The sequence below is a fragment of the Levilactobacillus zymae genome, assembly GCF_032190635.1.
GTDB lineage: Bacteria > Bacillota > Bacilli > Lactobacillales > Lactobacillaceae > Levilactobacillus > Levilactobacillus zymae_A.
On the sequence record NZ_JAVLAS010000001.1, the window covers coordinates 242,247 to 267,041 of the forward strand.

A 24,795-nucleotide genomic window follows, 5' to 3' on the forward strand; every position below is an offset into this window, starting at 1 on the left:
CTCATGATAGAACGAATTTCGTCACAGCGCTCCCATTATTTAATTTTTCGTCGCATTAATGACAGCATTAATTAACGCAGTAAGCCTAAACTTTACCCACCAATCGGTGCGTACCGGCTAGCATTTTTTATGTCATTTTGAAAAATGACATAAAAAAACGATCCCGTGACGGATCGTTGCGTTCTAGTGGACCCATTGCGTTAACTGGGTTGCCACGTTCTTTAAAATTTTAATACCGAGTTGGTAGTCCGGTTCCGACCCCAACATCCGAAAGGCCAGCGTCCAAGCATCCCGATACCCACTCGCCGTCAATTGAAAGTACGGCATGGAATGGTAGGCCCCGGCAAAGTAGACCTGCGAAACCCGACTGCCCGCGAACTGTAATCGTGCTTGGTCGATCCGGCCAAAGTTGGCAAACGAGATGGCCGCGGTTGGGCGATACTTGCTGGCTAAATGGCGCACCAGTTGGGGTGGAAAGGCCCGACTCATGCGATTGATTTCGACCAGCGGCGTCAGATACGCCAACCGCTCGTGTCGATCCGACAAGGTTGCTTGAACCTGCTGCACCACGTCTTCGAGGGTAGCGAAGTCCCGGACCGTAATGGGAATGGGCATCTCGCTGGTCAAATTGGCCACCTGGACCACGTTGGTCGCGGCGACCGGCCCGTGTAACCGTAAATCAACCTGGTAGGGAATCACCAAGTGCCGGTTTCCCGTTAACGTGGCCAAGGCCAGCGCATAAGCCGCCAGTAGCACGGCGTTTAAGGTCACCCCTTTTTGTCGTGCTTTGCGTTGCAGCCGCCGGGTCTCTAACCGAGAAATCAACACCTCGCCGTGATGGTGGTGGATGTCTCCTTGTAAGGTAGGAAACGGTTCCGTTGGTTGTATCAGATCACTTGGATTCGGCAATGGCCGGTGGGGATGGCGTAAGTAACTGACGATGCGCCGACCACTCCGCTCGTTGACGAAATTAGTCAGATCATCCCCCGCGTAGGCCGCCGACAAGAGGTACAAGTAGTGTTTGAAGCCCTCACCATCGGTTAGTAAGCGACTCATGGCCAACCGTACCCGGTCATAGCCGGCGTGATGAATCACCTGAATCTTAAGCTGAGGCCCCGCCAGGACGTCGAGGCGTACCCGTTCGGGATCATGACTAGCCGCATATTCTTCAATGACGGGTTGTCGTTGAGGATCGTCATCCACTTCAAAACGATTCCAGGTAAAGTTATACCGTCCCTGAATCTGGGGCACCACGGCCTTTGTCGCCTGGACGGCCGCTTGCAGACGCGCGACGTCAATCGGTTGCGTGAGACTTAGTGTGCATTCCAGCAACGGCCGAATCTGGGTCAAATTTAAAGTCGGCATTAGGTCCAACGGTTCGCCATGGTAATTCACCCTCATCACCCCTTCACTCTTAGTTGCCCTCAGTATAGCAAAGCCATCGGTAAACCTCCCCTGAAACACTTGAGTTATTGTGAAAAATTAATAATCCTGTAACTTACCGCCATTGTGGGAACCGCTCTGGTAGAATGGAGATAGCGATTTCACAAATTCATGAGGTGATTATTTTGTCAACGTCTCAACCCATTACCTGTAACCAAACCCTGATGGTGACTACCCACCGGGTCTTCGAACCCGATTTGAACGAACACCAAACCGTCTTCGGTGGCAAGATTCTATCGCTAGTCGACGATAGCGCTTCGGTCGCCGCCGTCCGGTTAACCCACGCTACCGTGGTCACGGCCGCCTTCGATCACGTGAACTTCCTCGCCCCCTTCCGGCTCGACGATTCGTTATGTCTCGAAGCCTACGTCACGGGAACCGGTAAACGCTCGCTGGAGGTTTTCGTCAAGGTCATTGGCGAAAACCTCACCACCGGCAAACGGTTCTTAGGCTTCACTTGCTTTATCACCTACGTCCTCGATAATCCCGCCGCCCCGACACTGCCGAACATCCAACCGGAAACGGCTGAACAGCACTACCTGTGTGCCGGCTACGCGCAGCGCTACCAGGACCGCCGGGTTCGCCGCTCCGGTGAACGCGAGCTAACCCAACACCTGACCCTAACTGCGCCCTGGTTAACGGACTAACGTTGTTTCACGTGAAACATCTCCCGGTACAGCGTGGCTAAATTCTTGGTTTTTGTTGGGAAAGTCACTATACTAATCCCAGCGTTAATTAAGGAGGAATTCGTTCATGAAGATTCTAATTATTGGTGCAACGGGAATGGCTGGTTCCGCCCTAGTCACCGAAGCCTTAGCTCGTGGTCACCAAGTCACCGCTCTGGCCCGGTCGACCGCCAAGCCGGCCCAACTTCCGGCCAACGACCGCCTCACCACCCAGGTCCAAGACGCCTTCACCCTGACCACGACCGATTTGGCCGCCTACGACGCCGTGATTGACGCCTTTGCCACGGCACCAGCTCAGACCTACCGGCATGTCGATCTGGCTGCCCACCTGGTGGCCCAACTACGAGACACCACCCAGCCGCGGCTGGCCTTCATCTTGGGGGCCGGTAGTCTGACGACCGGTGCGGACCATCACTTATTCGTTCACGATATCGAACAGGATCCACAAGCGGCCGCCTTCGTGAGCGTCCCCCAAAATCAATTGGCCGAATTGACCTTTTTACGGACCGTTACCAACGTCAACTGGGTCGGCGTCTCGCCAGCCGCTAATTTCCATCCCGGTCCCGCCGTTCCGACCATCACAGGAACCGATGAACTACTAGTCAACGCCCAAGGTGACTCCGGTACTTCCGCGGGCACCATGGCCAACGCCATTCTCGACGAGTTGACCACGCCGCAACACCACCAAACCCGCTTTACCGTTGCCGATCGTTAACCCATTCTTACGCTAGTCCGGTTTGGGACTAGCGTTTTTATTTTAATTTGCTAAGATAGTAGGAGTTTCACACTTTAAATAGAAAGTTGCGATTATCTTGAAAACTCGTCTTACCTGGCGGGAAACCGGGTTTATCGGTACCATGCTCTTCGGGCTCTTCTTCGGTGCCGGAAACCTGATTTTCCCCATTTACCTGGGACAGCAGGCTGGTAGCCACGTTTGGGCGGCAATCTTGGGACTGTTATTGACCGGAATCGGCCTCCCCTTACTGGGGGTAACCGGGATGGGGTTGACCCGCAGCACCGGCGTTTTCGACCTTGCGAGTAAGGTCAACCGTCCGTTCGCCTACGCCTTTACGATCCTCTTATACCTGACGCTGGGGCCGTTCTTCGCCGTCCCCCGGCTAGCCACCACGTCCTTTCAAATCGGCATTGTGCCGTTCGTAGCGCCTACAGCGCAACCCTTGACCCTAGCCATCTTCTCGGTTGTCTTCTTCTTTACCGCCTGGCTCCTGGCCCGCCACCCGGGTAAGTTGATGACCTACATTGGCAAATGGCTGACCCCCCTCTTTTTGGGCTTACTCGCCATCATCATGGGCGCTGCCCTATTACATCCGTTAGGTCCCATCGGTGGGACTGGTCACGGCACCTACGCGACGAACCCCATATTAAGCGGGTTCACCGAGGGATACAACACCATGGACGCCTTGGCTGCGTTGGCCTTCGGCATCGTGGTCATCGACAGTATTCGGGCCCTAGGGGTAACGGACCCGCGGCAAATCGCCCAGGACACCATCAAAGCCGGCACCATCAGTATGGTCTTGATGGGTGTCATTTACACGTTGTTAGCGTTGATTGGGACCATGAGCCTGGGGCACTTTTCCCCGGCCGCTAACGGTGGCATCACACTAGCCCAGATCGCCCACTACTACTTTGGGACCTGGGGCAACGGGTTATTAGCCTTACTGGTCATCATTGCCTGCTTAAAAACGGCAATTGGGTTGATCTCGGCCTTCGGGGATACCATGCACGACCTATTCCCCCGGATTCCCTACAACGTCTTGACCGGTTTAGCGGCGTTACTGCCCTGCCTATTTGCCAACGTCGGCTTAACTCGCTTGATTGCCTACTCGACCCCCGTCTTGATGTTCCTCTATCCGCTAGCGATTGCGTTAATCGTGCTGGCGGTCCTATCTCCGTTACTAGGAACCTCGCGGTGGCTCTTCGGGCTCACGATTCTATTCACCCTACTTCCCGCAATCGGTTCTGCGGCCAGTGCCCTGCCCGCCAGTTGGCAAGCGGCTAGTTGGTGTCGTGTCATTCTCGCGGCCAATGCCCAGTTACCTTTCGCCGCCAACGGTTTTGGTTGGGCCGTCCCCGCTTTAATCGGGGGGCTCGTGGGCTGGGCGGTGGCTTGGTTCCGCGGTAATCGGGCTTAGTCCTGCCCCGCAAGCGTAATACCGAACACAAAAAGCGGCACCCCCTCACCGGGTGCCGCTTTTCTTTTGGGATGAGCGGGGCCGGTTCCACCACTCATGGAACCAACCCCATTATCAGGGAGCCAATCATTAGTGGTTGGACACTCACGGTCCAGCCACGATTAACGCAATGGATGACGACCAGTGACGTCAGCCGAGCGACCCTCATGCTAGTCGCTCGACCTAACTGGCCAGGCAATTCTCCTCCTCAATCCATCTCCCCCAGCGTCCGATTCCGACCAAGCCCGGCGAAAACTCACCGCGCCCCATGGCGGAACACGATCACATCAACCAATGGCCATCAACTGCCATGCCAAACGAATCGTCGTTATCCCCGTCAACCACAATCCTAAGCTATGTAACGTCATCGTGGCGTTCGCACCGTGGGCTTGGCCGTTACTGAATCGTTCACTGTGCTATTAGCATACCAACGCTATGTTTTGGTTTTGCAAAGACCTTGTAAATTTTTTGTATATTTCGTCCGTCGGCACCGGCACCTTTTATTATTAATATTCAATTATTAATAATAAGAAAACTAACCGGGCGCCCCCAGCTAGTCCCGTTGGGCGTAAAAAAGTGACCAGTATTTCCAAACTCGGAAATACTGGTCACTTTACGTTAAGAATTAACTAATCCCGCTTGAACGCAGTTACTTGGTTTTAGCAATCTTTCCCTGCTCGATGTAGACGCTCAGGATAGCGATGTCGGCGGGATTGACCCCACTGATTCGACTGGCCTGGGCCAACGTCTCGGGTTGAATCTTCTTGAGCTTCTGGTGGGCTTCCGTGGCTAAGCCGTCGATGGCATCGTAATCGATGTTAGCCGGGATGGCCTTAGCTTCCATCCGTTTCAACTTAATCACGTTTTCCTCGGCCTTCTTGATGTAGCCGGCGTACTTCAAGGAAATCTCGATTTCCTCGATGATATGCCGGTCTAACGGCTGTTCTGGTGCCGGAATGAAGTCCAGTAACGTCTGGTAGTCCACGTACGGCCGGCGTAAGAAGACGGCGGCCGTGACGCCGTCCTGCAGCGGCTTATCGCCATGGCTGGCGATAAAGGCGTTCACGGCGTCGTTGGGCTTGATGCGAATCGTGTTCAACCGATCGATTTCCGCCTGAATGGCGGCTTTCTTGTCCAAAAAGGCTTGATACCGTTCGTCACTGATCAGACCCAGCTCGTGCCCTTTGGCGGTCAACCGCAGATCGGCATTATCGTGCCGTAAAATTAACCGGTATTCGGCCCGGCTGGTCAGCAGGCGATACGGCTCCTTGGTGCCCTTGGTGACCAAATCGTCGACCATGACCCCAATGTAGGCGTCCGAGCGCTTCAGGGTAAACCCTGGCTTGCCTAAGGCCCGTAACCCGGCGTTGATCCCGGCTAACAGTCCCTGCCCGGCGGCTTCTTCGTACCCGGAGGTTCCGTTGGTCTGACCGGCCGTGAACAGGTTCTTTAAAATCTTGGTTTCCAGGGTGGGCCGTAACTGGTACGGTGCCACAACGTCATATTCGATGGCGTAGCCGGGCCGCATCATTTGGGCGTCTTCCAACCCCTGAATGGAGTGTAAGATCTTTTGTTGAACTTCTTCGGGCATCGAAGTCGACAGACCCTGAACGTACCATTCGTCGGTATTGCGGCCTTCTGGCTCCAGGAAGAGCTGGTGACGTGGCTTATCGGCGAAGCGCACGATCTTGTCCTCGATGGATGGGCAGTACCGCGGCCCGACCCCTTCGATCACCCCGGTAAACATCGGCGCGCGGTCGAGGTTGGCCTTGATGATCTCGTGGGTCTTGGTATTGGTGTAGGTCAACCAGCAGGACAGCTGGTTCTTCAGGTCCAAGTAGGCGCTATCCGGCGTGGTGAAGCTAAAGTGATTAGGCTTTTCATCCCCCGGTTGTTCGTCGGTTTCGTCGTAGTGGATGGTGTTACCGTCCACCCGCGGCGGCGTCCCGGTCTTGAACCGTTCCAATTCGAACCCGTACTTGGGCAGGTTCGCCGTCAACTTGTTGGCGGGTTGGGAGTTGTTGGGACCGGACGAATACATCAGTTCCCCGATGATAATCTTCCCGCGAGCGGCGGTGCCGGCGGCAATCACCACGGCCTTGGCCCGGTAACGCGCCCCGGTGTTGGTGATGACCCCTTTACATTCGTTGTCTTCCACGATCAAATCATCGACGATTCCCTGGCGTAACGTCAGGTTGGGTTCTTGTTCGATGGTGTGTTTCATTTCGGCGTGGTAGGCGTGCTTATCGGCTTGTGCCCGTAAGGCCCGGACCGCCGGACCCTTCCCGGTGTTGAGCATCCGCATCTGGACGTAGGTCTTATCAATGTTTTTGCCCATTTCGCCACCCAGCGCGTCGATTTCGCGAACCACAATCCCTTTGGCTGGTCCCCCGACTGACGGGTTACATGGCATAAATGACACCATGTCTAGGTTAATGGTCATTAACAGGGTCCGGTTGCCCATCCGTGCGGCCGCTAAAGCAGCTTCGCTACCGGCATGCCCGGCCCCTACGACGATGACGTCGTAGTCGTCGCCAGGATATTGTTTTACTTCCGTCATGGTTACTGTTTCCCTCCATGCCTGAGCCGGCGATTGCCGCACTCAAGCGCCTTTTTATCGTTTTTTCGCTGAACAAGCCAAGTCTATCCACAAGGGGATCATTGCGTTTAACCGGCGGACGCCGTTCAAAAGTTGTCCACAAGTGGATAAACCCTATTTACCTAAGCAGAACTGACTGAATAGCTGATCGAGCAGCTCGTCTTGGTAGCTATCACCGGTAATCTCTCCCAGCAAGTCCCAGGCGCGCGTCATATCGATCTGCACCAGGTCCACCGGCATCCCGACGGCGATCCCGTGCTTGACGTCGTCTAAGGCCGTGCTGGCCTGATGTAACAGGCCAATGTGCCGGGCGTTGGTGACCATTACCGTGTTTTGACTGGACTCAATGCCCTCGTCGAAGAACAGGTGGGCAATGGTGCTTTCCAGCTGATCCATCCCCGTGCGCTGCAGAATCGAGGTTTCGATCAACGGACTATCGCTGGCCGCCGCCTTGACCGCCGCCAGGTCCAACTTCCGCGGTAAATCGGTCTTGTTTAGAATCAAGATACGCTGGGTGTGCGCCGTGGCGGTCAACAGCTCGCGGTCTTCGGCGGTCAACGGTTCGCTGGCGTTTAAGACCAGCATCACCAGATCGGCCGTGTTGATGGCCTTACGCGATCGTTCGACCCCGATTTTTTCGACCTTATCGTTCGTTTTACGAATCCCAGCGGTGTCGATCAACTTCAACGGCACCCCCTTGACGTTCACGTATTCTTCGATGACGTCCCGGGTGGTCCCGGCCACGTCGGTCACGATGGCTTTGTCTTCGTGTAGTAGGTGGTTGAGCAGGCTGCTCTTCCCCACGTTAGGCCGACCCACGATGGCGGTCGCTAACCCGTCACGCAGGACCTTGCCCTGCTTCGCCGTGGCTAAGAGGGTCTTGATCTGGGCCTGCACTTCGGTGGCCTTTTCCAACAACATCTTGGTGGTCATGGTTTCCACGTCGTCGTATTCGGGGTAGTCGATGTTGACCTCCACCTGGGCCAACGCATCCAAGATGTCCTGGCGCAAGTGGCGAATCAGGTGCGATAGATCACCATCGAGCTGGTCTAAGGCGACTTTCATGGACTTATCGGTCTTGGCCCGAATCAGGTCCATCACGGCTTCGGCTTGCGACAAATCAATCCGGCCGTTTAAAAAGGCCCGTTTAGTGTACTCGCCGGGTTCGGCCAAGCGTGCGCCATAGCTTAAACATAGCTGTAAAATCCGGTTGGTGGCCACGATACCCCCGTGACAGTTGATTTCAATAATATCTTCTTTGGTGTACGTCTTGGGTGCGCGCATCACCGATACCATCACTTCGTCGACTTCCTCGCCCGTCTCCGGGTCGTAGATGTGCCCGTAATTAATGGTGTGCGTCGCGACCTGCCGCAGGTCCTTGCCCTTAAATAACTTCTCGATGACGTCAAAGACGGCTTCACCGCTTAAGCGGATAATCGCGATGCCCCCCTCACCAGGTGGTGTCGAAATTGCCGCAATCGTATCAAATTCTGTGGTCGTTGCCATGCTGATCCTCCCTTTACTTGTTCAAGCCAACTACCCTGGCGTGTCATTTAACGCCATAAAAAAAAGCACCCACTCCACGCCACCTAACAGACGTGGATAAAGTACTTTCACTACTTTATCGTAAACTTGATAAGAATGATTGTCTTCACTATAAGGTGCTTTGCCTGATTTGTCAATCCCGACGACTAGGCCGGTTCAATCACCACGGCTCGATGGGGTTCTTTCCCCGCCGAATACGTAGTCACGTAACGGTTTTTCGCCAACGCCGCGTGAATCTGTTTGCGTTCAAATGACGGCATCGGGTCCAAATAAATTGGCTTACCGGACGCCACCACCTCCCGGGCCGTGTTGTCGGCCAGACGAGCCAGGGTCGCCTGCCGCCGTTCACGATAATCCGCGACGTCGAGTTCCACGATCACGTGGGCGGCGCCATGATGGTTCAAAAAGAGTTGGGCCAAACTCTGGAGCGCGTTGATGGTCCGCCCATGCTTCCCAATCAACAGGCCTTCCTTATCGGTGGTTAGCACCAGTCGGACCTGACGACGAGCGGGTTGTTGCACGGCAACGGTGGCCTGGATCCCCAACTGGTCAACGATGGTCGCCACATAATCGGCCACCGCCGTGATGGCCGCTTGGCGCTGCGCACTGTTTTGCGCGGACTGGGCCGGGTGGGCTGGCTGTTCAGACGTCGCTGTGGCGGCCACTGCCGGTTCAACCCGCGGGGTAGTACTAGCGGAACTAGCCGCCTTAGGATTTTCACTGGCTGGGGCTTGCGGGGCACGACTAGTCGTGGGCGCGACCGCCGCGGCCGGAACCTTGAGTTGCACATCGATTTGGGCTTCGCGGTGGCCGATCCCCAGCCACCCCTTACGTGCGGCGGTCACAACCTGCACCGTCACCTGCTCGCGTGTCGCGTTTAGCGCGGCCAATCCCGCCGCAATGGCGGCTGCTTCCGTTTTCCCCGTAAAGATCGTCATGGTTCTTCCTCCGTTCTACGTTTCAATCATTTGTTAGTATACCATTCTCTTTTCGTAGCGTCAGAGAAAAACGGCCCCCGACGCCAACTGCGTGATCCCCCGGTGGATAACTTTTTAGAAAAATCATGCGCTAGTTATCCCCAAGGCCTAAAAAAGCCGCTCCAGCTTTAACGGCTGAGCGGCTTTAAAATGCATTTAATGTTGCGTCTTATTTACGACGACTTTGTTTAGCCTTACGAATGGCACGCCGAACGGCGCGTTCGTGATCGGCTTGTGCCTTTTCTTTGGCGTCACGTTCGGCTTGAATCTTCCACGGGTTTTGAATCAAGAGGGTTTGCCCCACTTGGAACACGTAGGAGATCGTCCAGTATAGTGACAGGGATGACGGCACGTTCAAGGCAGTGAAGAAGACCACTACCGGCATCCCGAAGACCATCATGGTGTTCATCGAGCTAGTTTCTGGTGCCGACTTAGTCGTTAACCAGGAACTGGCCATCGTGGCTAATGCCGCGAGGATTGGCAGGATGAAGTACGGGTCCTTGTGACCTAATTGTAACCACAAGAAACTCCCCGACCGTAAAATCTCGGTCCGCCAGATGGCTTGGTACAGCGCCCAGATAATGGGCAACTGGACCAGGGCAGGTAAACACCCCAATAACGGGTTAATCCCCGCTTCGGAGTACAGCTTTTGCTGCTCTGCTTGTAATTTTTGGACCGTTTCCCGGTCCTTAGATGAATATTTCTTTTGTAAGGCCTTGACCTTGGGTTGAATCTCCTGGGTCTTCCGCATGCTGCGCGTTTGGAAGATCATTAACGGCAAGAGGATAATCCGGATGATAATGGTAAAGAGGATAATCCCCATCCCGTAACTATTGCCGAAGAAATGCGCCAACCAGATAATCGCCCGCGAGAAGTTTAAGACGATCAAGCCGTCCCAAATCCCCGTACTTTGATTAGTGATTGGTTTATTACTACAAGCGGAGAGAATGAACACCAGGCTCACGATACCTAACATCAGTAGGGTACGTCTGTACTTTTTCACAGTTATTCCTCGCTATAGTTGGAATCTAGCAGTTGTGCCAATTTGAGTACGTGAACCATACTCTGCTTGGCATCCGCCATGGAAATCCCGTCTGCTCTAGGCCGGGCGATCACGAGGAAATCCACATCTTGTTTTAAGAAGGGCTTTAACTCGAGAAGGCTCTGGCGAATTCGCCGTTTGACCCAGTTGCGGTGCACGGCATTCCCAATCTTCTTGCCGACGGATACGCCGACCCGAAAATGCTTTTGCCCTGGCTTGGCCATTGAATACACCACAAACTGCCGATTAGCGACTGAATTTCTGGTTTCAAAGACCTGCTGAAATTCCGCTTCTTTCTTAATGCGGTAAGATTTTCGCATGGAGCATCTCCAAAATTTTCACGATCTTAATGATCAGAATTGACGTCCAGTCGGCTGACTGGCACAAACAGTCCGAGGGGCATTGGGGTCCCAGTACCGACTCAGATAAAATAAAAAGACCACTGAACCCTCAGCGGCCTATGCAGACAATACTTTACGTCCCTTTTGACGGCGACGTGCTAAGACGTGACGGCCGTTACTAGTACTCATCCGTTTGCGGAAACCGTGTACACGTGAACGGTGACGCTTCTTTGGTTGGTAAGTGCGCTTCATCGTGACACCTCCTTCATATCAAGTTTTTGATTGGTTGTCCGACACAAGGTCGAACAGACTAAATGCATTTCTTGACCATATTAGCATAAAACCACCGGAATGAAAACCAGAAGTTACAATTTCCAGCAAAAAGTTCTCCTCAATTTGAAGTTGTTTCATGCACATTTGCTGTGGATAACCGCGTTAGGCTGGAAAAGTTATCCCGGACTTGCTCACCGGGTTATCCCCAGTTTCACAGCGTGTGAATTGCCGATTTTTTCGATTTGTTGAAAATGTGGATAACTTGTGAAACACGCAACGCAATAATGTTTCTCAGCATATCGTCTATGTGGATAACTCGGAATAACTTTCTAAATCCACAGAAATCAGCATCCTGTGGGTAACTGTTATGAACTTGTTGTGAAACAATTAGTCACAGGTTGAATTTGCCTGTGGAAAACTTTTTTTCTTCATGCTACACTGAATATACGTTTTCCACTGACTCGTTTTTGGCGGTCAGGGGACATCGTCAAATTTGTATTTTAGGGGGATCCCATTAGTGCCAGATATGTCAACTTTATGGACTGATATCCAAGAGTCGTTCAAGCAGAGCTACTCGAAGACGTCCTACGCGACTTGGATCGCATCTGCCAAGCCGATTTCCCTAGTGGGGAATAAATTGACGTTGGAACTACCGTCACCCCTGCATCGTGATTACTGGACTAATCAACACCTAGACCAGCAATTGGTAGAGTACGCCTATCAAGCCACTCACGAAGATGTTCAACCCGTTTTGATTCTAGAAGGGGAGCGTCAGCAACAGGCCGCACTTAAGGCCCAAAGCAACGATGATGCCACGGCATCACGCGAACCCACGCCCACTTTTATGAAGGAAACGACCTTGAATCCCCGCTACACGTTTGATACTTTCGTTATCGGTAAGGGCAACCAAATGGCCCACGCCGCCGCTTTGGTGGTCTCCGAAGAACCCGGTGTGATGTACAATCCACTGTTCTTCTACGGGGGCGTCGGATTGGGCAAAACCCACTTGATGCACGCCATCGGCAACAAAATGCTGGAGGACCATCCCGCAACGAAAGTTAAATATGTGACCAGCGAAGCCTTCACGAATGACTTCATTAACGCGATCCAAACACGAACGCAGGAAAAATTCCGACAGGAGTACCGCAACGTCGACCTACTACTCGTCGATGATATTCAGTTCTTCGCTAATAAGGAAGGAACCCAAGAGGAGTTCTTCCATACATTTAATGCCTTATATGATGAAGGCAAACAGATTGTCTTAACTTCCGACCGTTTACCCAACGAGATTCCCAAGCTCCAGGACCGGTTAGTGTCCCGGTTTGCTTGGGGCCTCTCCGTGGATATCACCCCGCCGGACCTCGAAACGCGGATTGCCATCCTGCGGAATAAAGCGGATGCCGACCAGGTCGATATTCCCGACGACACGCTCAGTTACATCGCCGGGCAAATCGACTCCAACGTCCGGGAACTCGAAGGCGCCCTGGCGCGCGTCCAGGCCTACCACCGTTTGATGCGGCAACCGATTACCACGGACTTAGCCGCCGAGGCCTTGAAGGGGCTCAACCTCGCAAATAATGAAGTGACCTTGACGATTCCAACCATTCAGGACTGCGTGGCACGGTATTTTGACGTGTCCTTAAAGGACCTTAAAGGAAAGAAACGAAAAAAAGCCATCGTGATTCCCCGCCAAATTGCCATGTACTTGTCCCGCGAGTTAACCGATTCGTCGTTACCCCGCATCGGCAACGAATTTGGCGGTAAGGACCACACGACCGTCATCCACGCCTACGATAAAATCGCGGCGTCGCTCAAAGACGATGTCGACTTACAAAAAGACATCGCCGATTTGAAGGAAGAATTACGCCACTAACGTCCGGTTAGGGGCCGGGGACTTTAAACGATCTCACGGTCCTTTTTAACGGCGTTAGTGTATGATAGACTTACCCGCGTCAAGCGGCATGTGGATAGCCAAGTCAAAAGTCGTCGGGTTATCCACAAGTTTTCCACAGGTGGATAAGCTGATTGCCCGTGTGTTCCGCACGATTATCCACATTATCCACCGGTCTACTACGACTACTGTTTTTTCTTTTAATTAAGTTAAACCCTGGTCTCCACGGAGACCATCAAAAAAGGAGTGTCATCTCGTATGCAATTTACGATTAACCGGGCATCCTTCGTTAAAGAACTCAATAACGTTTCCCGGGCAATTTCATCTAAAACCACGATTCCCATCCTGACGGGGCTCAAGATCGTGGCCAGTGACGCCGGTCTGGTCTTGACCGGTTCTAACGCCGACATTTCGATTGAAACCCTGATTCGCGCCGACGATCCCGACAATGGCTTGACCATCGAGGATAACGGGTCAATTGTCTTAACCGCCCATTTCTTTAGTGAAATCGTTAAGCGGCTCCCCGAGAAAACCATGACGGTCACGGTTAAGAACGGCTTCCAGACGGAAATTACGTCCGGCTCGGCGGCCTTCAACATCAACGGCCAAGACGCTAACAATTATCCCCACCTGCCGGAAGTGGATGCGGAGGATTCTGTGGTGCTATCCGGAGCGGTGTTCAAGGAACTGATCAGCCAAACCGTTATTGCGGTGTCTAATCAGGAAAGTCGTCCAATTTTAACCGGGGTGCACTTCGTCTTAAACGACAACCAATTCTTAGCGGTGGCCACGGATAGTCACCGGTTGAGTCAGCGGCAGATTGAATTACCGACGCCCACTAACGCCAACTTTGACGTGATCATTCCCGGGAAGAGTCTGACCGAATTGTCCCGGATGATTGGTGACGAAGACGATGACGTGAAGATGCAATTCTCCGAAAATCAGGTCTTATTCCTCTTGGGGGACACTTCGTTTTACTCTCGGTTATTGGAAGGCAATTACCCCGATACGTCGCGGCTGATTCCTAAGACCGCTTCGACCACGGTCGAAATCGAAGCGCCAGAATTGTTGGCTGCCGTGGAACGGGCGTCACTGCTGTCCCACGAATCGCGGAACAACGTGGTCAAGTTGACCTTGAAGCCGGAAACTAAAGAAGTGACCATCTTCAGTAATTCCCCTGATGTCGGGAACGTTGAAGAAGAGTTAACGCCTAAGGATATGGATGGGGCTGATCTGGAAATTTCCTTCAACCCGGACTACATGAAAGATGCCTTACGTTCCTTCGGCCAAACCGCGATTCGCGTGGCATTTACCTCGCCGTTACGGCCGTTCACGTTGGTTCCAACTGAAGATACCAGTAACTTCATTCAACTGATTACGCCAGTACGGACGTTCTAAAAGTTATCCCCGAAAACGGGGGATAACTGCAGTGGTTTAGCCGTTCTGGGCACCAGGGCTGGGGATAACCGCCGGCAAAATGTGATTAACGTGACTCACCTGAACGGGTGGGTCACGTTTTTTTGTCAGCAAAAATGGAAATCGGTGTTGTGAGCGGCTGGTTTAAGGGATAATTACTGAAAAATTGGGGTGAAAAAACGAACACCACGGAGCGTTGCCTAATTTTGGGGCCGGCGGCGTTGCCTAATCAGCTAGGGGGTGCAAGGCCCGGCACCGTGGGGGATCTCCCCCTAAAGTTATCCCCAGAAGAGCGGATTGTTGGTCGTTTGATGATGTTAGCGCCGGATGACCGTGATTAGGCGCATAAGTTATCCCCTAAAGTGCCATGGTTATCCACTTTTAGGGGATAACTCTGGTGACGAGTTGCCAGCCGGATTCGTCCGCTTGACCGTGGTAGCCGAGTTATTTAGCAGCGAAAAATAGGGCCGCTTTCATTTGGGCCAACGGTTTTCAGTGAATTTTCAATATCGCCGCGTTAAACCGGGAAGTATAACGATTTACATCGTGAAAATTCCCGGATTTGCGGGCGCAATCTTTTCACAAAAGGTTGCTGGCTGAAATTTCGCTAAAAATCAGTTTATTTTGGCCAGATGGCGTTGTTGCGGTTTCTGAGCAGATTTACCCGCTTTTTGGCAAAAATATCAAAAATGCTAATAACGGGCTTAAAACGCCGAAATCAGGCGGTGAACCTGTACTTTTTGCGCAAAAGCGGTATAATATAAGTAAAGAAAATGAAGGGGTGAAGTTGTGAAAAAAGCAATTTTCATTGAGACGCCCTACATCACACTAGGTCAGATGCTCAAGGAAGAATCCATTATCAGTACGGGTGGTCAAGCTAAGTGGTACTTGCGGGAAAACACCGTAACGGTGAACGACGAGCCGGATAACCGGCGTGGTCGCAAGTTGTACCCGGGCGATAGCATTGCCGTACCTGATGCCGGATTATTTTTTATACGCTCAAAGCAGGGTGAATAATGTATTTGCAAGAGTTGCAGCTCCAAAATTTTCGGAATTACGCGTCGGCGGATTTACAGTTAGGTCACGGGATTAACGTCCTGTTGGGCGAAAACGCGCAGGGGAAGACCAACCTCTTGGAGGCCATTTACGCGTTAGCCCTGACTCGCAGCCACCGAACGGCTAATGACCATGATCTGATTAACTGGCAGGCCAAGACGGCCCGCATCAGTGGTCGGGTGGTCAAGGCCAGCGGCACGACGCCTTTGGAGCTGACTTTTTCACGTCAAGGTAAACGTGCCAAAATCAATCACTTAGAACAGGCCCGCCTCTCCCAGTATGTGGGTCAGCTCAACGTGATTTTATTTGCGCCGGAAGACCTGGCGATTGTTAAGGGGGCGCCCACCGTGCGGCGGCGGTTCATGGACATGGAATTTGGTCAGATGAACCCGCGGTATCTGTATAACCTGAGTCAGTACCGGACGCTGTTGAAGCAGCGCAACCAGTACCTGAAGGATTTGCAGCATCACCGCCAACACGATCTACTGTTACTCGACGTGTTGACCGACCAGCTGGCGGCATACGGCGCCGACATTATTCATCAACGATTGGTCTTGCTGCACCGCTTGGAGCGGTGGGCCCAGTCGATTCACGCTGAGATTTCCCAGCACCGAGAGACCCTAACCTTTCACTACGCGACACAGGTGGCCGAGTCAGCGTTAGGCGATCCCAAGACCATCTGTGATGCGCTTACGGCGCTCTATCAGAAGCAACGTGATAAGGAACTCTATCAGGGCACCACGCTGATTGGGCCGCACCGGGATGATTTGCGGTTCCAGGTCAATGACAAGAACGTGCAGACGTTCGGGTCACAGGGCCAACAGCGGACCACGGCGTTGAGTGTCAAACTCGCAGAAATTGATTTAATGAAAGCTGAGACCGGGGAATATCCGGTCTTATTACTTGATGACGTCCTGTCCGAATTGGACGATGCGCGGCAAACGCACCTATTGACCGCCATTCAGGACAAAGTACAAACGTTTATAACCACCACCAGCTTGAGCGGGATTACCCGCCAGTTGATCAAGGACCCGACGATTTTTCACGTCACCGCCGGGACCGTGGTGGCCGATGGGTCGACCGACACTGCGTCGGCCGAGTAGTCTGTTAAGGAGGATTAGACTGTGGCTGAAAACGAAAATGAAACCAAGGAAGAACGTGCCCGTGAATATGATGCCAGCCAAATCCAGGTCCTAGAAGGTCTGGAAGCGGTTCGTAAACGTCCCGGGATGTACATCGGGACCACGAGTTCCCAAGGTCTCCACCACTTGGTGTGGGAAATTGTGGATAACGGGATCGATGAAGCCTTAGCGGGCTTTGCCGACGCCATTCACGTTACGGTGGAAAAAGATAACAGTATCACCGTGACCGATAATGGCCGGGGGATTCCGGTGGATATCCAGAAGAAGACGGGGAAGCCCGCCCTGGAAACCGTCTTTACTATCCTGCATGCCGGCGGAAAGTTCGGCGGTGGTGGGTACAAGGTTTCCGGTGGTCTGCACGGGGTCGGGGCGTCCGTAGTGAACGCGTTGTCCTCTGAATTGGACGTTCAGGTTATTCGGGGCGGTAAGTGCTACGCCATGGACTTTACCCGCGGCCACGTCAAGACACCGATGCACGTGACTAAGACTGGATTACCGGAGGACCAACACGGGACGATCGTGCACTTCCTGCCAGATCCTGACATCTTCCGGGAAACCACGACCTACGACATTAAAACGCTGACCACGCGGATTCGTGAGCTGGCCTTCTTGAACAAGGGCTTACGGATTACGATTCGCGACGAACGGCCAGAAACGCCGACCGAAGACGACTTCCACTACGAAGGTGGGATTCGCCACTACGTTGACTACCTAAACGAAAATAAAACCACGCTGTTTGAACCCCCGATTTACGTGGAAGGTCAAGAAAACGGGATTACCGTGGAAGTTGCCTTGCAGTACACTGACGACTACCACAACAATCTGCTGACCTTTACCAACAACATTCACACTTACGAGGGGGGGACCCACGAGGAAGGCTTCAAGCGTGCTTTGACTCGGGTAGTGAACGACTACGCCCGGCAAAACAAGTTGATGAAGGATAACGAAGCTAACCTGACCGGGGATGACGTCCGTGAAGGGCTCACCGCCGTGGTTTCGGTCAAGCACCCGAACCCGCAGTTCGAAGGCCAGACCAAAACCAAGTTGGGGAACTCCGATGCCCGGACGGCCGTGGATCACACCTTTGCCGACCACTTCATGCGTTTCTTGATGGAACACCCTGACGTGGCGCGTAAGATTGTGGATAAGGGGACCTTAGCCTCCAAGGCCCGGGTCGCCGCTAAACGTGCCCGGGAAGTGACCCGGAAGAAGAGTGGTCTGGAAATCAGTAACCTTCCCGGGAAATTGGCGGATAACACCTCCAAGGATCCGGAAATCTCGGAACTCTTCATCGTCGAAGGGGACTCCGCCGGTGGGTCGGCCAAGCAAGGTCGCTCCCGGTTGACGCAAGCCATTCTCCCCATTCGAGGGAAGATTTTGAACGTGGAAAAGGCCTCGATGGACCGAATCTTGGCTAACGAGGAAATTCGCTCGCTGTTCACGGCCATGGGGACCGGCTTCGGTGACGACTTTGACGTCGCTAAGGCCAACTACCATAAGCTGATCATCATGACCGATGCCGATGTCGACGGGGCCCACATTCGGACTCTGTTGTTAACGTTGATCTACCGCTACATGCGGCCGCTCCTAGATGCCGGCTTCGTGTACATTGCCTGCCCGCCGTTGTACCGGGTTCGTCAAGGAAAGTACCAACGGTATATCGATTCGGACGATGAGTTGAAGGAAGTCTTGGGTCAGTTGTCACCATCACCGAAGCCCCAGATTCAACGGTACAAAGGGCTCGGGGAAATGGATGCGGAACAACTGTGGGAAACCACGATGAACCCAGATAACCGGCGACTCTTGCGGATGGACGCTAAGGATGCCATCAACGCCGATCAGGTCTTCAGTATGTTGATGGGTGATAAAGTGGCGCCCCGGCGGGAGTTCATCGAAGACAATGCCACCTTTGCCGATCTGGACGTTTAAGCGTCACGCAAAGAGCCGTCGCGTCTCGACGGTTGGCACACGGAAGTAGGAACGGAGGATAAAAATTTGGCTGATCAAGATTTGACCCATACGCGAATTACCGACGTGGACCTGTCGCAAACCATGCGCAGTTCCTTCTTGGATTACGCGATGAGTGTCATCGTGGCCCGGGCGCTTCCCGATGTGCGGGATGGACTCAAGCCAGTACACCGGCGGATTCTATACGATATGCACGAACTGGGGATTACCCCCGATAAACCTTTCCGGAAGTCGGCCCGGGTGGTCGGTGACGTGTTAGGGAAGTATCACCCCCATGGGGATACCGCGGTCTACGAATCCATGGTGCGGATGGCGCAAGACTTCTCGTACCGCTACATGTTAGTGGACGGTCACGGGAACTTCGGCTCCGTCGATGGGGACGGGGCGGCCGCCATGCGGTATACCGAAGCGCGGCTGAGTAAAATCGCGCTGGAAATGCTGCGCGACATCAATAAAGATACGATCGATTATCAAGATAACTATGATGGCAGTGAACGCGAACCGGTGGTCCTACCATCGCGGTTCCCGAACCTCTTAGTTAACGGGGCGTCCGGGATTGCCGTGGGGATGGCCACTAACATTCCGCCGCATAACCTGACGGAAGTGATTAGCGCCCTGCACATTCTGATGAAGAACCCCGATGCGACGCTGGCCGACTTAATGGAGGTCTTACCGGGTCCTGATTTCCCAACCGGGGGAATCGTAATGGGCAAGGCCGCCATTCGTCGGGCTTACGAGACCGGGAAGGGGACCATTACCTTACGGGCCAAGGTCGACATCGAAGAAGAAAAGAATGGCAAGCAACGCATCGTGGCCACCGAAATTCCGTACATGGTGAACAAGGCTAAGTTGATCGAACGGATCGCTGAACTGGCCCGTGACAAGCGGATTGAAGGCATTACCGACGTCAACGATGAATCTGACCGGACCGGGATGCGGATCGTGGTCGACGTCCGGCGCGATGCCAGTGCCGAAGTCATCTTGAACAACCTGTACAAGATGACCTTGATGCAGACGTCCTTTGGGATCAACATGCTGGCGATCGTGGATGGGGCACCGAAGGTCTTGGGCCTGAAGTCCATTCTGCAACACTACTTGGACTTCCAGCTGCAAGTGATCCAACGACGGACGGCCTTTGACCTGAAGAAGGCCGAAGCCCGGGCCCACATCCTGGAAGGGTTGCGGATCGCGCTGGACCACATTGACGAGATCATCACGATCATTCGCCAATCCCAGACGGCCGAGCTCGCCAAGAACGAACTGATTTCGCGCTTTAGTCTCTCCGACAAGCAATCGCAAGCCATTTTGGACATGCGGTTGGTGCGTCTGACCGGTCTGGAACGCGAAAAGGTCGAGAAGGAATACAAGGACTTACAAGCAGCCATTGCTGACTACAAGGCCATTTTGGCTTCACGCGAACGGCAACAAGAAATCATCTACCAAGAACTGCTGGACATCCAAAACAAGTTTGGCGACAAGCGCCGGACCGAATTAATGGTCGGCGAAGTCTTGAGCTTGGAAGATGAAGATCTGATCGCCGAAGAAGACGTGGTGGTCTCTCTGACCCACAACGGCTACATCAAGCGGTTACCGACCACTGAATTTAAGACCCAAAATCGCGGTGGTAAGGGCGTTCAGGGGATGGGCGTGCACGAAGACGACTTTATTGAACACTTAGTTGCCACGTCGACGCACGACATGCTCCTGTTCTTCACCAACACCGGAAAGGTCTACCGGATGAAGGGGTACGAAATCCCCGAGTACGGCCGGTCGGCCAAGGGGATTCCGGTGATCAACCTCCTCGGCATTAACACCGACGAGCACGTTCAGGCGGTTATCAACGTGGCCAATCCGGGACAAAACGCCGACAGCGACCTGTTCTTCACTACGGTTCACGGGACGGTTAAGCGGACGCCAGTGGACGAATTCGCCAACATTCGGAGTAACGGTCTGAAGGCGTTGAACCTGAAGGACGGCGACGAACTGATGAACGTGGCAATCGTGCAGGATGATGCCAACATGATCATTGGGACGCACTTAGGCTACGCGGTCAGCTTCGCGGCAGCCGACGTCCGATCGATGGGTCGTTCGGCAACCGGGGTTCGCGGGATTCGCCTGCGTGATCACGATTACGTGATTGGCGCCAGTGTCTTGAAACCCACGGATCACGTCTTCGTGATTTCCGAAAAGGGTTACGGAAAGCAGACCGTCGCTACCGACTACCCAATTAAAGGTCGGGGCGGTAAGGGGATCAAGACCGTCAACGTGACCGCCAAGAACGGACCGTTAGCGGGACTGACCACGGTTTCTGGTGATGAAGACATCATGTTAATCACCAACAAAGGGGTCATGATCCGCTTCAGCGTGGCCGACGTGTCGGAAACGGGTCGGGCCACCTTAGGGGTTCACCTGATTCGGTTGAACGATGACGCGGAAGTGGCCACTATGGCCAAGGTCGCCAAGGAAGACGAGGACGACACCGACGCTGAGTCGTCGACCGCCGAGGGGACCGAAACGGCACCGACAACCGACGAGTCACCAACTGAAAACTAACTTGATTTGAGTGATGAAGAGCCTGGGACAAAAGCCCCGGGCTCTTTCTACGTTTAGTCAAGGGCAGATTGTGGAAATTATCCGCCTTACCGGTTGGTCCTGAAGAGGCTGGAACGTGGTGGGCACGACTTGAAGCCCTGAAAGTACCAGGTCTTCAAGCTCGGCCTTTGGGTAATCCGGGAAAGAACCCCGAATAACCCAAACGACACCACTGAGCCCCTTCAGGACCGCCCTCACGGCTAAATTGAGCGTACACGAAATAGTGTCTCGCGGTGATTGAAATTGGAAATATCAACGTGAGACTGTTAGAATTTAATTCATAAGGTGCAAAACCTTATTGGACCTTGAGTCCGTGGTATGAGTAATCATACAATTGGTTGGCTTTCACCATGGCTAAAAGACATTTGACGGTCTTATTCATGCAAGCCACCACTGCGACCTTATCTCGTTTGGGATGAGGTCTTTTTTTTCTAGGGCCTAGCTAGGCCTCTAACGGCCGACGACCAAGCGAATTTGCTTTGTTATAACCAATTAAATATTTATTTAGTTATGTAAAGGGTTTCCCCACTTGCCTTGCAGGTACCTGCTGGCTACACTGGGGCCATTAGGAGGCGAGGCGTATGACGCCAGCAGAGATTCAACGCTGGGCGGTCGCGGCATTGGGCGAAGCGGCCGTGTTAACCACACAAACGCAGGGCATGGAGATTGATCTTGCGTTACATATTTCTCGAGTGGCACAGTTTTGCGTGTTTTTTGATCAATTGGGGCGGTGGCATCAGCGATTTACTACCAACGACTTGGTAAATGAACGGGGGGAGATTCTATCCTTTCAAGTTCACGTGGATTGTCGGCCCACGCCGCCCCCCATCGCCAACTTACGGGTCACGGAGATTAAAACGGCCTTGCAGTTTCTGTTGGACACCCACGCCCCGCTAACCATCTCTACCCAGCCGGCGGAGGGGGTCATGACTTGGCGCCCGCAACACCTGCGGGAATTAAGTGCGCTAGTTAACTTTTTGGGGAGCGTCCAGGTGACCTATCAGTTATTGGCCCGAGCCAACCGGTGGGTGCAACTCCGGGTGGATCTGAACGATTTTCCCCGGTAAGCGGAAATTTTTTAGTGACGTGGCAAAAATCGAGCCGCTCCCGTCGGAGTTAACGGTGTATCGTCAGTCACGCCCAGTCGGTCGGCCCCGATTTGCGTCGCAATTGTTTTTATGCTATACTACTAGCTTGTGAGTATCTGGCTTACGCTAGTGACTCTCCTTGCTTCCGCACAAGAGGCGGGGGCCTGAAGTCCATAAGGAGGTGTACGATTCATGGAAACTACGAAATACGAAATTACCTACATCATTCGTCCAGATCTTGACGACGCTGCTAAGACTGCTTTGGTAGAACGTTTTGACAAGATCGTTACGGATAACGGTGCAGAAATCATCAGTTCGAAAGACTGGTCAAAGCGTCGTTTTGCTTACGAAATCGGCGGTTACAACGAAGGTATCTACCACGTTATCACGTTGAACACTAACGATGACGAAGCTTTGAACGAATTCGACCGTTTATCCAAGATCAATGGCGATATCTTACGTCATATGATCGTTAAGTGCGAAGACTAATTCTAACTTTAACTTTTAATTTGAGAGGAGTTATTCAGCAATGATCAACCGAGTAGTACTTACTGGCCGACTGACACGGGACGTTGACTTACGATACACCCAAGGCGGTGCTGCTGTTGCCACGTTTACTTTGGCCGTTGATCGGCGGTTCACCAACCAGCAAGGTGAGCGGGAAGCTGATTTCGTTAGTTGTGTGATTTGGCGCAAATCCGCGGAGAATTTTGCCCAATACATGCATAAGGGATCTTTGGTCGGCATCGAAGGCCGGATTCAGACCCGAAACTACGAAAACCAGCAGGGCCAACGGGTCTATGTGACCGAAGTGGTCGTCGAAAACTTTTCCTTCTTGGAACCACGTTCGAGCAATCGTAACGCGGCGCCCCAAGGTGGGAATAACTACGGCGCTCCTGTGAATAACGCCCCTCAGAATAATCAGAATCAAAATAACAATCCGTTTACCAGCGGCACCAACAACGGCGCCCAAGGTAACGCTAATCCGGCAACGAGTGCGCCGAGCACACCGGCCGGGAATAACCAGTCCAACAACGGGAACCAGGGTAGCAATACCAACGATCCGTTTGCGAACACTGGGGATTCGATTGATATTTCCGATGATGATTTACCGTTCTAAAAAAACTCACTAAACGAGGAGGGAATTATCCATGGCAGGACAACGTCGTGGCGGCCGTCGCCGTCGTAAGGTTGACTTCATCGCAGCCAACCACATCGAATACATTGATTACAAAGACACTGACTTATTACGTCGATTCATTTCCGAACGGGGCAAGATTTTACCTCGCCGGGTAACTGGTACGAGTGCCAAGAACCAACGTAAGTTAACCATTGCTATCAAGCGTTCACGGATCATGGGCTTAATGCCATTCGTCAGCGAAGACTAGCTTTGAAGAACGACACCTATTAACGGGTGTCGTTTTTTTTATCCCCCAAAATTAAGAGTTATGCACAGAAAATGGTGGATAACTACCATATTTAGTGGATAACTGACTCAAAACCACTAAATGTTGCACTATCTGCTGAAGCTATACAAGTAGGTGCTGATTTATGCAGTTGCGAGTCACCAGCGAACGAATTGATAAGTTAGTTTAGTAAAATAACTATATGCGAAAATACAAGTTATGAGCACTTAGAAATCTTGACTATTTTTCGTGTTGTTATCCCCATCTGTGGACAATTCTGTGCATAACTTCATTTCTGAGGAAACTATTTTGTCTAGCTTAAACCGGCTATCAGCTGGATAATTGGACGTTAAGTCTTGAACGGTCACGACTTGCGTTTCCCCCGGGACTTCCCTTATGCTGGGGATATCATGAAAACGGGAGGAACGGCTGTGGGACGCTATCAAACGACACAGATTTTTCAACTCAGAGAAATCGGTCTGGGGCTCACCTTTATTGGGGGATTTATTGACGCCTATACCTTTGTGCAGCGCGGTGGGGCGTTGGCGGCGGGGCAGACCGGTAACCTGATCTTCTTGAGTGTCGACGTGGCCCAACGTGATTTACCGGGGGCGTTGACCAAGTTGGCTACCGTCTTAGCCTTCATGCTGGGGGTCATGGCGGTCCGCGTCTGGGAATACCGGCTGCGGCCCCGGTCACACTATTGGCGCCTTTTGAGCCTGGTTGCCGAACTAGTGGTTTGTGGTGTGGTGGGCGCCTTACCCGCGAACGTCCCCAACTACCTGATTACCCCACCCCTAGCGTTGGTCATGGCCATGCAAACCACGGCCTTTGGGACGATTGCCGGTCACGGTTACAATAACGTCTTTTCGACCGGCAACCTCAAGAAAGCAACCAGCGCGCTGGCAGCGTACGGCATGAGTAGTGATCCGGATCAGTTGATGATCAGCCGCGTGTACTTTGAACTGGTGGGCGCCTTTGCCGGTGGGGCGATGGTCTCGGCGCTCTTACAAACGCTGTGGGGAACCCGGACCATTTGGGTCGCCATGGGTGTGATTGGCCTGGTGGGTGGGTACTACATTTGGTTATTGTTTCGGCGCTCCCGAGCAACTCGATCGTCATAAAACGAGTCAAAAAA

General features: G+C 53.0%; 22 protein-coding genes. 15 read left to right on the forward strand and 7 right to left on the reverse strand.

Annotation, left to right across the window (positions count from 1 at the left end; translation table 11 throughout):
• Window positions 1-183: 183 nt before the first annotated feature.
• On the reverse strand, window positions 184-1,401 hold the full coding sequence (locus RI501_RS01005) for a phthiocerol/phthiodiolone dimycocerosyl transferase family protein (protein ID WP_313819944.1): 1,218 nt from the start codon (window positions 1,399-1,401) through the stop codon (window positions 184-186).
• A gap of 128 nt (window positions 1,402-1,529) precedes the next feature.
• Here RI501_RS01005 and RI501_RS01010 point away from each other — a divergent pair, with 128 nt between their 5' ends.
• The 3 genes from RI501_RS01010 to brnQ all read left to right on the forward strand — a co-directional run bounded on the left by RI501_RS01010 (window position 1,530) and on the right by brnQ (window position 4,282).
• On the forward strand, window positions 1,530-2,090 hold the full coding sequence (locus RI501_RS01010; RefSeq protein ID WP_313819945.1) for an acyl-CoA thioesterase: 561 nt from the start codon (window positions 1,530-1,532) through the stop codon (window positions 2,088-2,090).
• Between the two features lie 106 nt (window positions 2,091-2,196).
• On the forward strand, window positions 2,197-2,844 hold the full coding sequence (locus tag RI501_RS01015; RefSeq protein ID WP_313819946.1) for an NAD(P)-dependent oxidoreductase: 648 nt from the start codon (window positions 2,197-2,199) through the stop codon (window positions 2,842-2,844).
• A gap of 97 nt (window positions 2,845-2,941) precedes the next feature.
• Window positions 2,942-4,282 carry a branched-chain amino acid transport system II carrier protein gene (gene brnQ / locus RI501_RS01020; protein ID WP_313819947.1) on the forward strand — a complete coding sequence of 447 codons (1,341 nt, stop codon included), beginning with the start codon at window positions 2,942-2,944 and terminating at the stop codon, window positions 4,280-4,282.
• A gap of 688 nt (window positions 4,283-4,970) precedes the next feature.
• On the opposite strand, the gene mnmG is transcribed toward brnQ, so the two are convergent.
• From mnmG to rpmH, 6 genes are all read right to left on the reverse strand, one after another.
• Entirely contained in the window at window positions 4,971-6,881 is a 1,911-nt protein-coding gene (mnmG, locus tag RI501_RS01025) for a tRNA uridine-5-carboxymethylaminomethyl(34) synthesis enzyme MnmG (protein ID WP_313819948.1), read from the reverse strand.
• Between the two features lie 153 nt (window positions 6,882-7,034).
• Complete coding sequence (gene mnmE / locus RI501_RS01030) at window positions 7,035-8,426, reverse strand: tRNA uridine-5-carboxymethylaminomethyl(34) synthesis GTPase MnmE (protein ID WP_313819949.1); 1,392 nt, start codon at window positions 8,424-8,426, stop codon at window positions 7,035-7,037.
• A gap of 185 nt (window positions 8,427-8,611) precedes the next feature.
• Window positions 8,612-9,403 (reverse strand): RNA-binding cell elongation regulator Jag/EloR, encoded by a 792-nt coding sequence (gene jag / locus RI501_RS01035; RefSeq protein WP_313819950.1) that lies wholly within the window; start codon window positions 9,401-9,403, stop codon window positions 8,612-8,614.
• A gap of 208 nt (window positions 9,404-9,611) precedes the next feature.
• Window positions 9,612-10,445, reverse strand: coding sequence for a YidC/Oxa1 family membrane protein insertase (locus RI501_RS01040; protein WP_313819951.1), 834 nt, complete (start codon window positions 10,443-10,445; stop codon window positions 9,612-9,614).
• Between the two features lie 2 nt (window positions 10,446-10,447).
• The gene (gene rnpA, locus RI501_RS01045; RefSeq protein WP_313819952.1) at window positions 10,448-10,804 is read right to left on the reverse strand and encodes a ribonuclease P protein component; all 357 of its coding nucleotides are present in this window, start codon (window positions 10,802-10,804) and stop codon (window positions 10,448-10,450) included.
• Window positions 10,805-10,942: 138 nt separating this feature from the next.
• Window positions 10,943-11,077 carry a 50S ribosomal protein L34 gene (gene rpmH / locus RI501_RS01050; protein ID WP_083484058.1) on the reverse strand — a complete coding sequence of 45 codons (135 nt, stop codon included), beginning with the start codon at window positions 11,075-11,077 and terminating at the stop codon, window positions 10,943-10,945.
• 538 nt (window positions 11,078-11,615) lie between these two features.
• On the opposite strand from rpmH, the gene dnaA reads away from it, so the two are divergent.
• The 12 genes from dnaA (at window position 11,616) to RI501_RS01110 (ending at window position 24,781) form a co-directional block, all read left to right on the forward strand.
• Window positions 11,616-12,971, forward strand: coding sequence for a chromosomal replication initiator protein DnaA (gene dnaA / locus RI501_RS01055; protein ID WP_313819953.1), 1,356 nt, complete (start codon window positions 11,616-11,618; stop codon window positions 12,969-12,971).
• A 276-nt stretch (window positions 12,972-13,247) separates the two neighbouring features.
• On the forward strand, window positions 13,248-14,387 hold the full coding sequence (gene dnaN, locus RI501_RS01060) for a DNA polymerase III subunit beta (protein ID WP_313819954.1): 1,140 nt from the start codon (window positions 13,248-13,250) through the stop codon (window positions 14,385-14,387).
• Window positions 14,388-14,994: 607 nt separating this feature from the next.
• Window positions 14,995-15,198: a hypothetical protein gene (locus RI501_RS01065; protein WP_313819955.1), complete on the forward strand. Its 204-nt coding sequence runs from the start codon at window positions 14,995-14,997 to the stop codon at window positions 15,196-15,198.
• Complete coding sequence (gene yaaA / locus RI501_RS01070; protein ID WP_313819956.1) at window positions 15,195-15,422, forward strand: S4 domain-containing protein YaaA; 228 nt, start codon at window positions 15,195-15,197, stop codon at window positions 15,420-15,422. The genes RI501_RS01065 and yaaA overlap by 4 nt, the downstream gene beginning before the upstream one ends.
• Window positions 15,422-16,564: a DNA replication/repair protein RecF gene (recF, locus tag RI501_RS01075; protein WP_313819957.1), complete on the forward strand. Its 1,143-nt coding sequence runs from the start codon at window positions 15,422-15,424 to the stop codon at window positions 16,562-16,564. Before yaaA ends, recF begins: the two co-directional genes overlap by 1 nt.
• Window positions 16,565-16,585: 21 nt before the next feature.
• Entirely contained in the window at window positions 16,586-18,532 is a 1,947-nt protein-coding gene (gene gyrB / locus RI501_RS01080; RefSeq protein ID WP_313819958.1) for a DNA topoisomerase (ATP-hydrolyzing) subunit B, read from the forward strand.
• A 66-nt stretch (window positions 18,533-18,598) separates the two neighbouring features.
• Window positions 18,599-21,124: a DNA gyrase subunit A gene (gene gyrA, locus RI501_RS01085; protein ID WP_313819959.1), complete on the forward strand. Its 2,526-nt coding sequence runs from the start codon at window positions 18,599-18,601 to the stop codon at window positions 21,122-21,124.
• 620 nt (window positions 21,125-21,744) lie between these two features.
• Window positions 21,745-22,230 carry a hypothetical protein gene (locus RI501_RS01090; protein WP_313819960.1) on the forward strand — a complete coding sequence of 162 codons (486 nt, stop codon included), beginning with the start codon at window positions 21,745-21,747 and terminating at the stop codon, window positions 22,228-22,230.
• A gap of 213 nt (window positions 22,231-22,443) precedes the next feature.
• Window positions 22,444-22,740 carry a 30S ribosomal protein S6 gene (gene rpsF / locus RI501_RS01095; protein ID WP_313819961.1) on the forward strand — a complete coding sequence of 99 codons (297 nt, stop codon included), beginning with the start codon at window positions 22,444-22,446 and terminating at the stop codon, window positions 22,738-22,740.
• A gap of 40 nt (window positions 22,741-22,780) precedes the next feature.
• Entirely contained in the window at window positions 22,781-23,371 is a 591-nt protein-coding gene (gene ssb, locus RI501_RS01100; RefSeq protein WP_313819962.1) for a single-stranded DNA-binding protein, read from the forward strand.
• A 31-nt stretch (window positions 23,372-23,402) separates the two neighbouring features.
• The gene (gene rpsR, locus RI501_RS01105) at window positions 23,403-23,639 is read left to right on the forward strand and encodes a 30S ribosomal protein S18 (protein WP_045807732.1); all 237 of its coding nucleotides are present in this window, start codon (window positions 23,403-23,405) and stop codon (window positions 23,637-23,639) included.
• Between the two features lie 449 nt (window positions 23,640-24,088).
• Window positions 24,089-24,781 carry a YoaK family protein gene (locus RI501_RS01110; protein ID WP_313819963.1) on the forward strand — a complete coding sequence of 231 codons (693 nt, stop codon included), beginning with the start codon at window positions 24,089-24,091 and terminating at the stop codon, window positions 24,779-24,781.
• Window positions 24,782-24,795 lie beyond the last annotated feature (14 nt).

What these genes read in the sequence shown, in the direction of transcription:
- RI501_RS01010 (WP_313819945.1), top strand. Translation starts at nt 1,530, where the DNA reads ATGGAGATAGCGATTTCACAAATTCATGAGGTGATTATTTTGTCAACG.
- jag (WP_313819950.1), bottom strand. Translation starts at nt 9,403, where the DNA reads ATGACGATCTTTACGGGGAAAACGGAAGCAGCCGCCATTGCGGCGGGA.
- rpsF (WP_313819961.1), top strand. Translation starts at nt 22,444, where the DNA reads ATGGAAACTACGAAATACGAAATTACCTACATCATTCGTCCAGATCTT.
- mnmE (WP_313819949.1), bottom strand. Translation starts at nt 8,426, where the DNA reads ATGGCAACGACCACAGAATTTGATACGATTGCGGCAATTTCGACACCA.
- RI501_RS01005 (WP_313819944.1), bottom strand. Translation starts at nt 1,401, where the DNA reads ATGAGGGTGAATTACCATGGCGAACCGTTGGACCTAATGCCGACTTTA.
- rpsR (WP_045807732.1), top strand. Translation starts at nt 23,403, where the DNA reads ATGGCAGGACAACGTCGTGGCGGCCGTCGCCGTCGTAAGGTTGACTTC.
- mnmG (WP_313819948.1), bottom strand. Translation starts at nt 6,881, where the DNA reads ATGACGGAAGTAAAACAATATCCTGGCGACGACTACGACGTCATCGTC.
- recF (WP_313819957.1), top strand. Translation starts at nt 15,422, where the DNA reads ATGTATTTGCAAGAGTTGCAGCTCCAAAATTTTCGGAATTACGCGTCG.
- rnpA (WP_313819952.1), bottom strand. Translation starts at nt 10,804, where the DNA reads ATGCGAAAATCTTACCGCATTAAGAAAGAAGCGGAATTTCAGCAGGTC.
- RI501_RS01090 (WP_313819960.1), top strand. Translation starts at nt 21,745, where the DNA reads ATGACGCCAGCAGAGATTCAACGCTGGGCGGTCGCGGCATTGGGCGAA.
- RI501_RS01015 (WP_313819946.1), top strand. Translation starts at nt 2,197, where the DNA reads ATGAAGATTCTAATTATTGGTGCAACGGGAATGGCTGGTTCCGCCCTA.
- dnaN (WP_313819954.1), top strand. Translation starts at nt 13,248, where the DNA reads ATGCAATTTACGATTAACCGGGCATCCTTCGTTAAAGAACTCAATAAC.
- rpmH (WP_083484058.1), bottom strand. Translation starts at nt 11,077, where the DNA reads ATGAAGCGCACTTACCAACCAAAGAAGCGTCACCGTTCACGTGTACAC.
- ssb (WP_313819962.1), top strand. Translation starts at nt 22,781, where the DNA reads ATGATCAACCGAGTAGTACTTACTGGCCGACTGACACGGGACGTTGAC.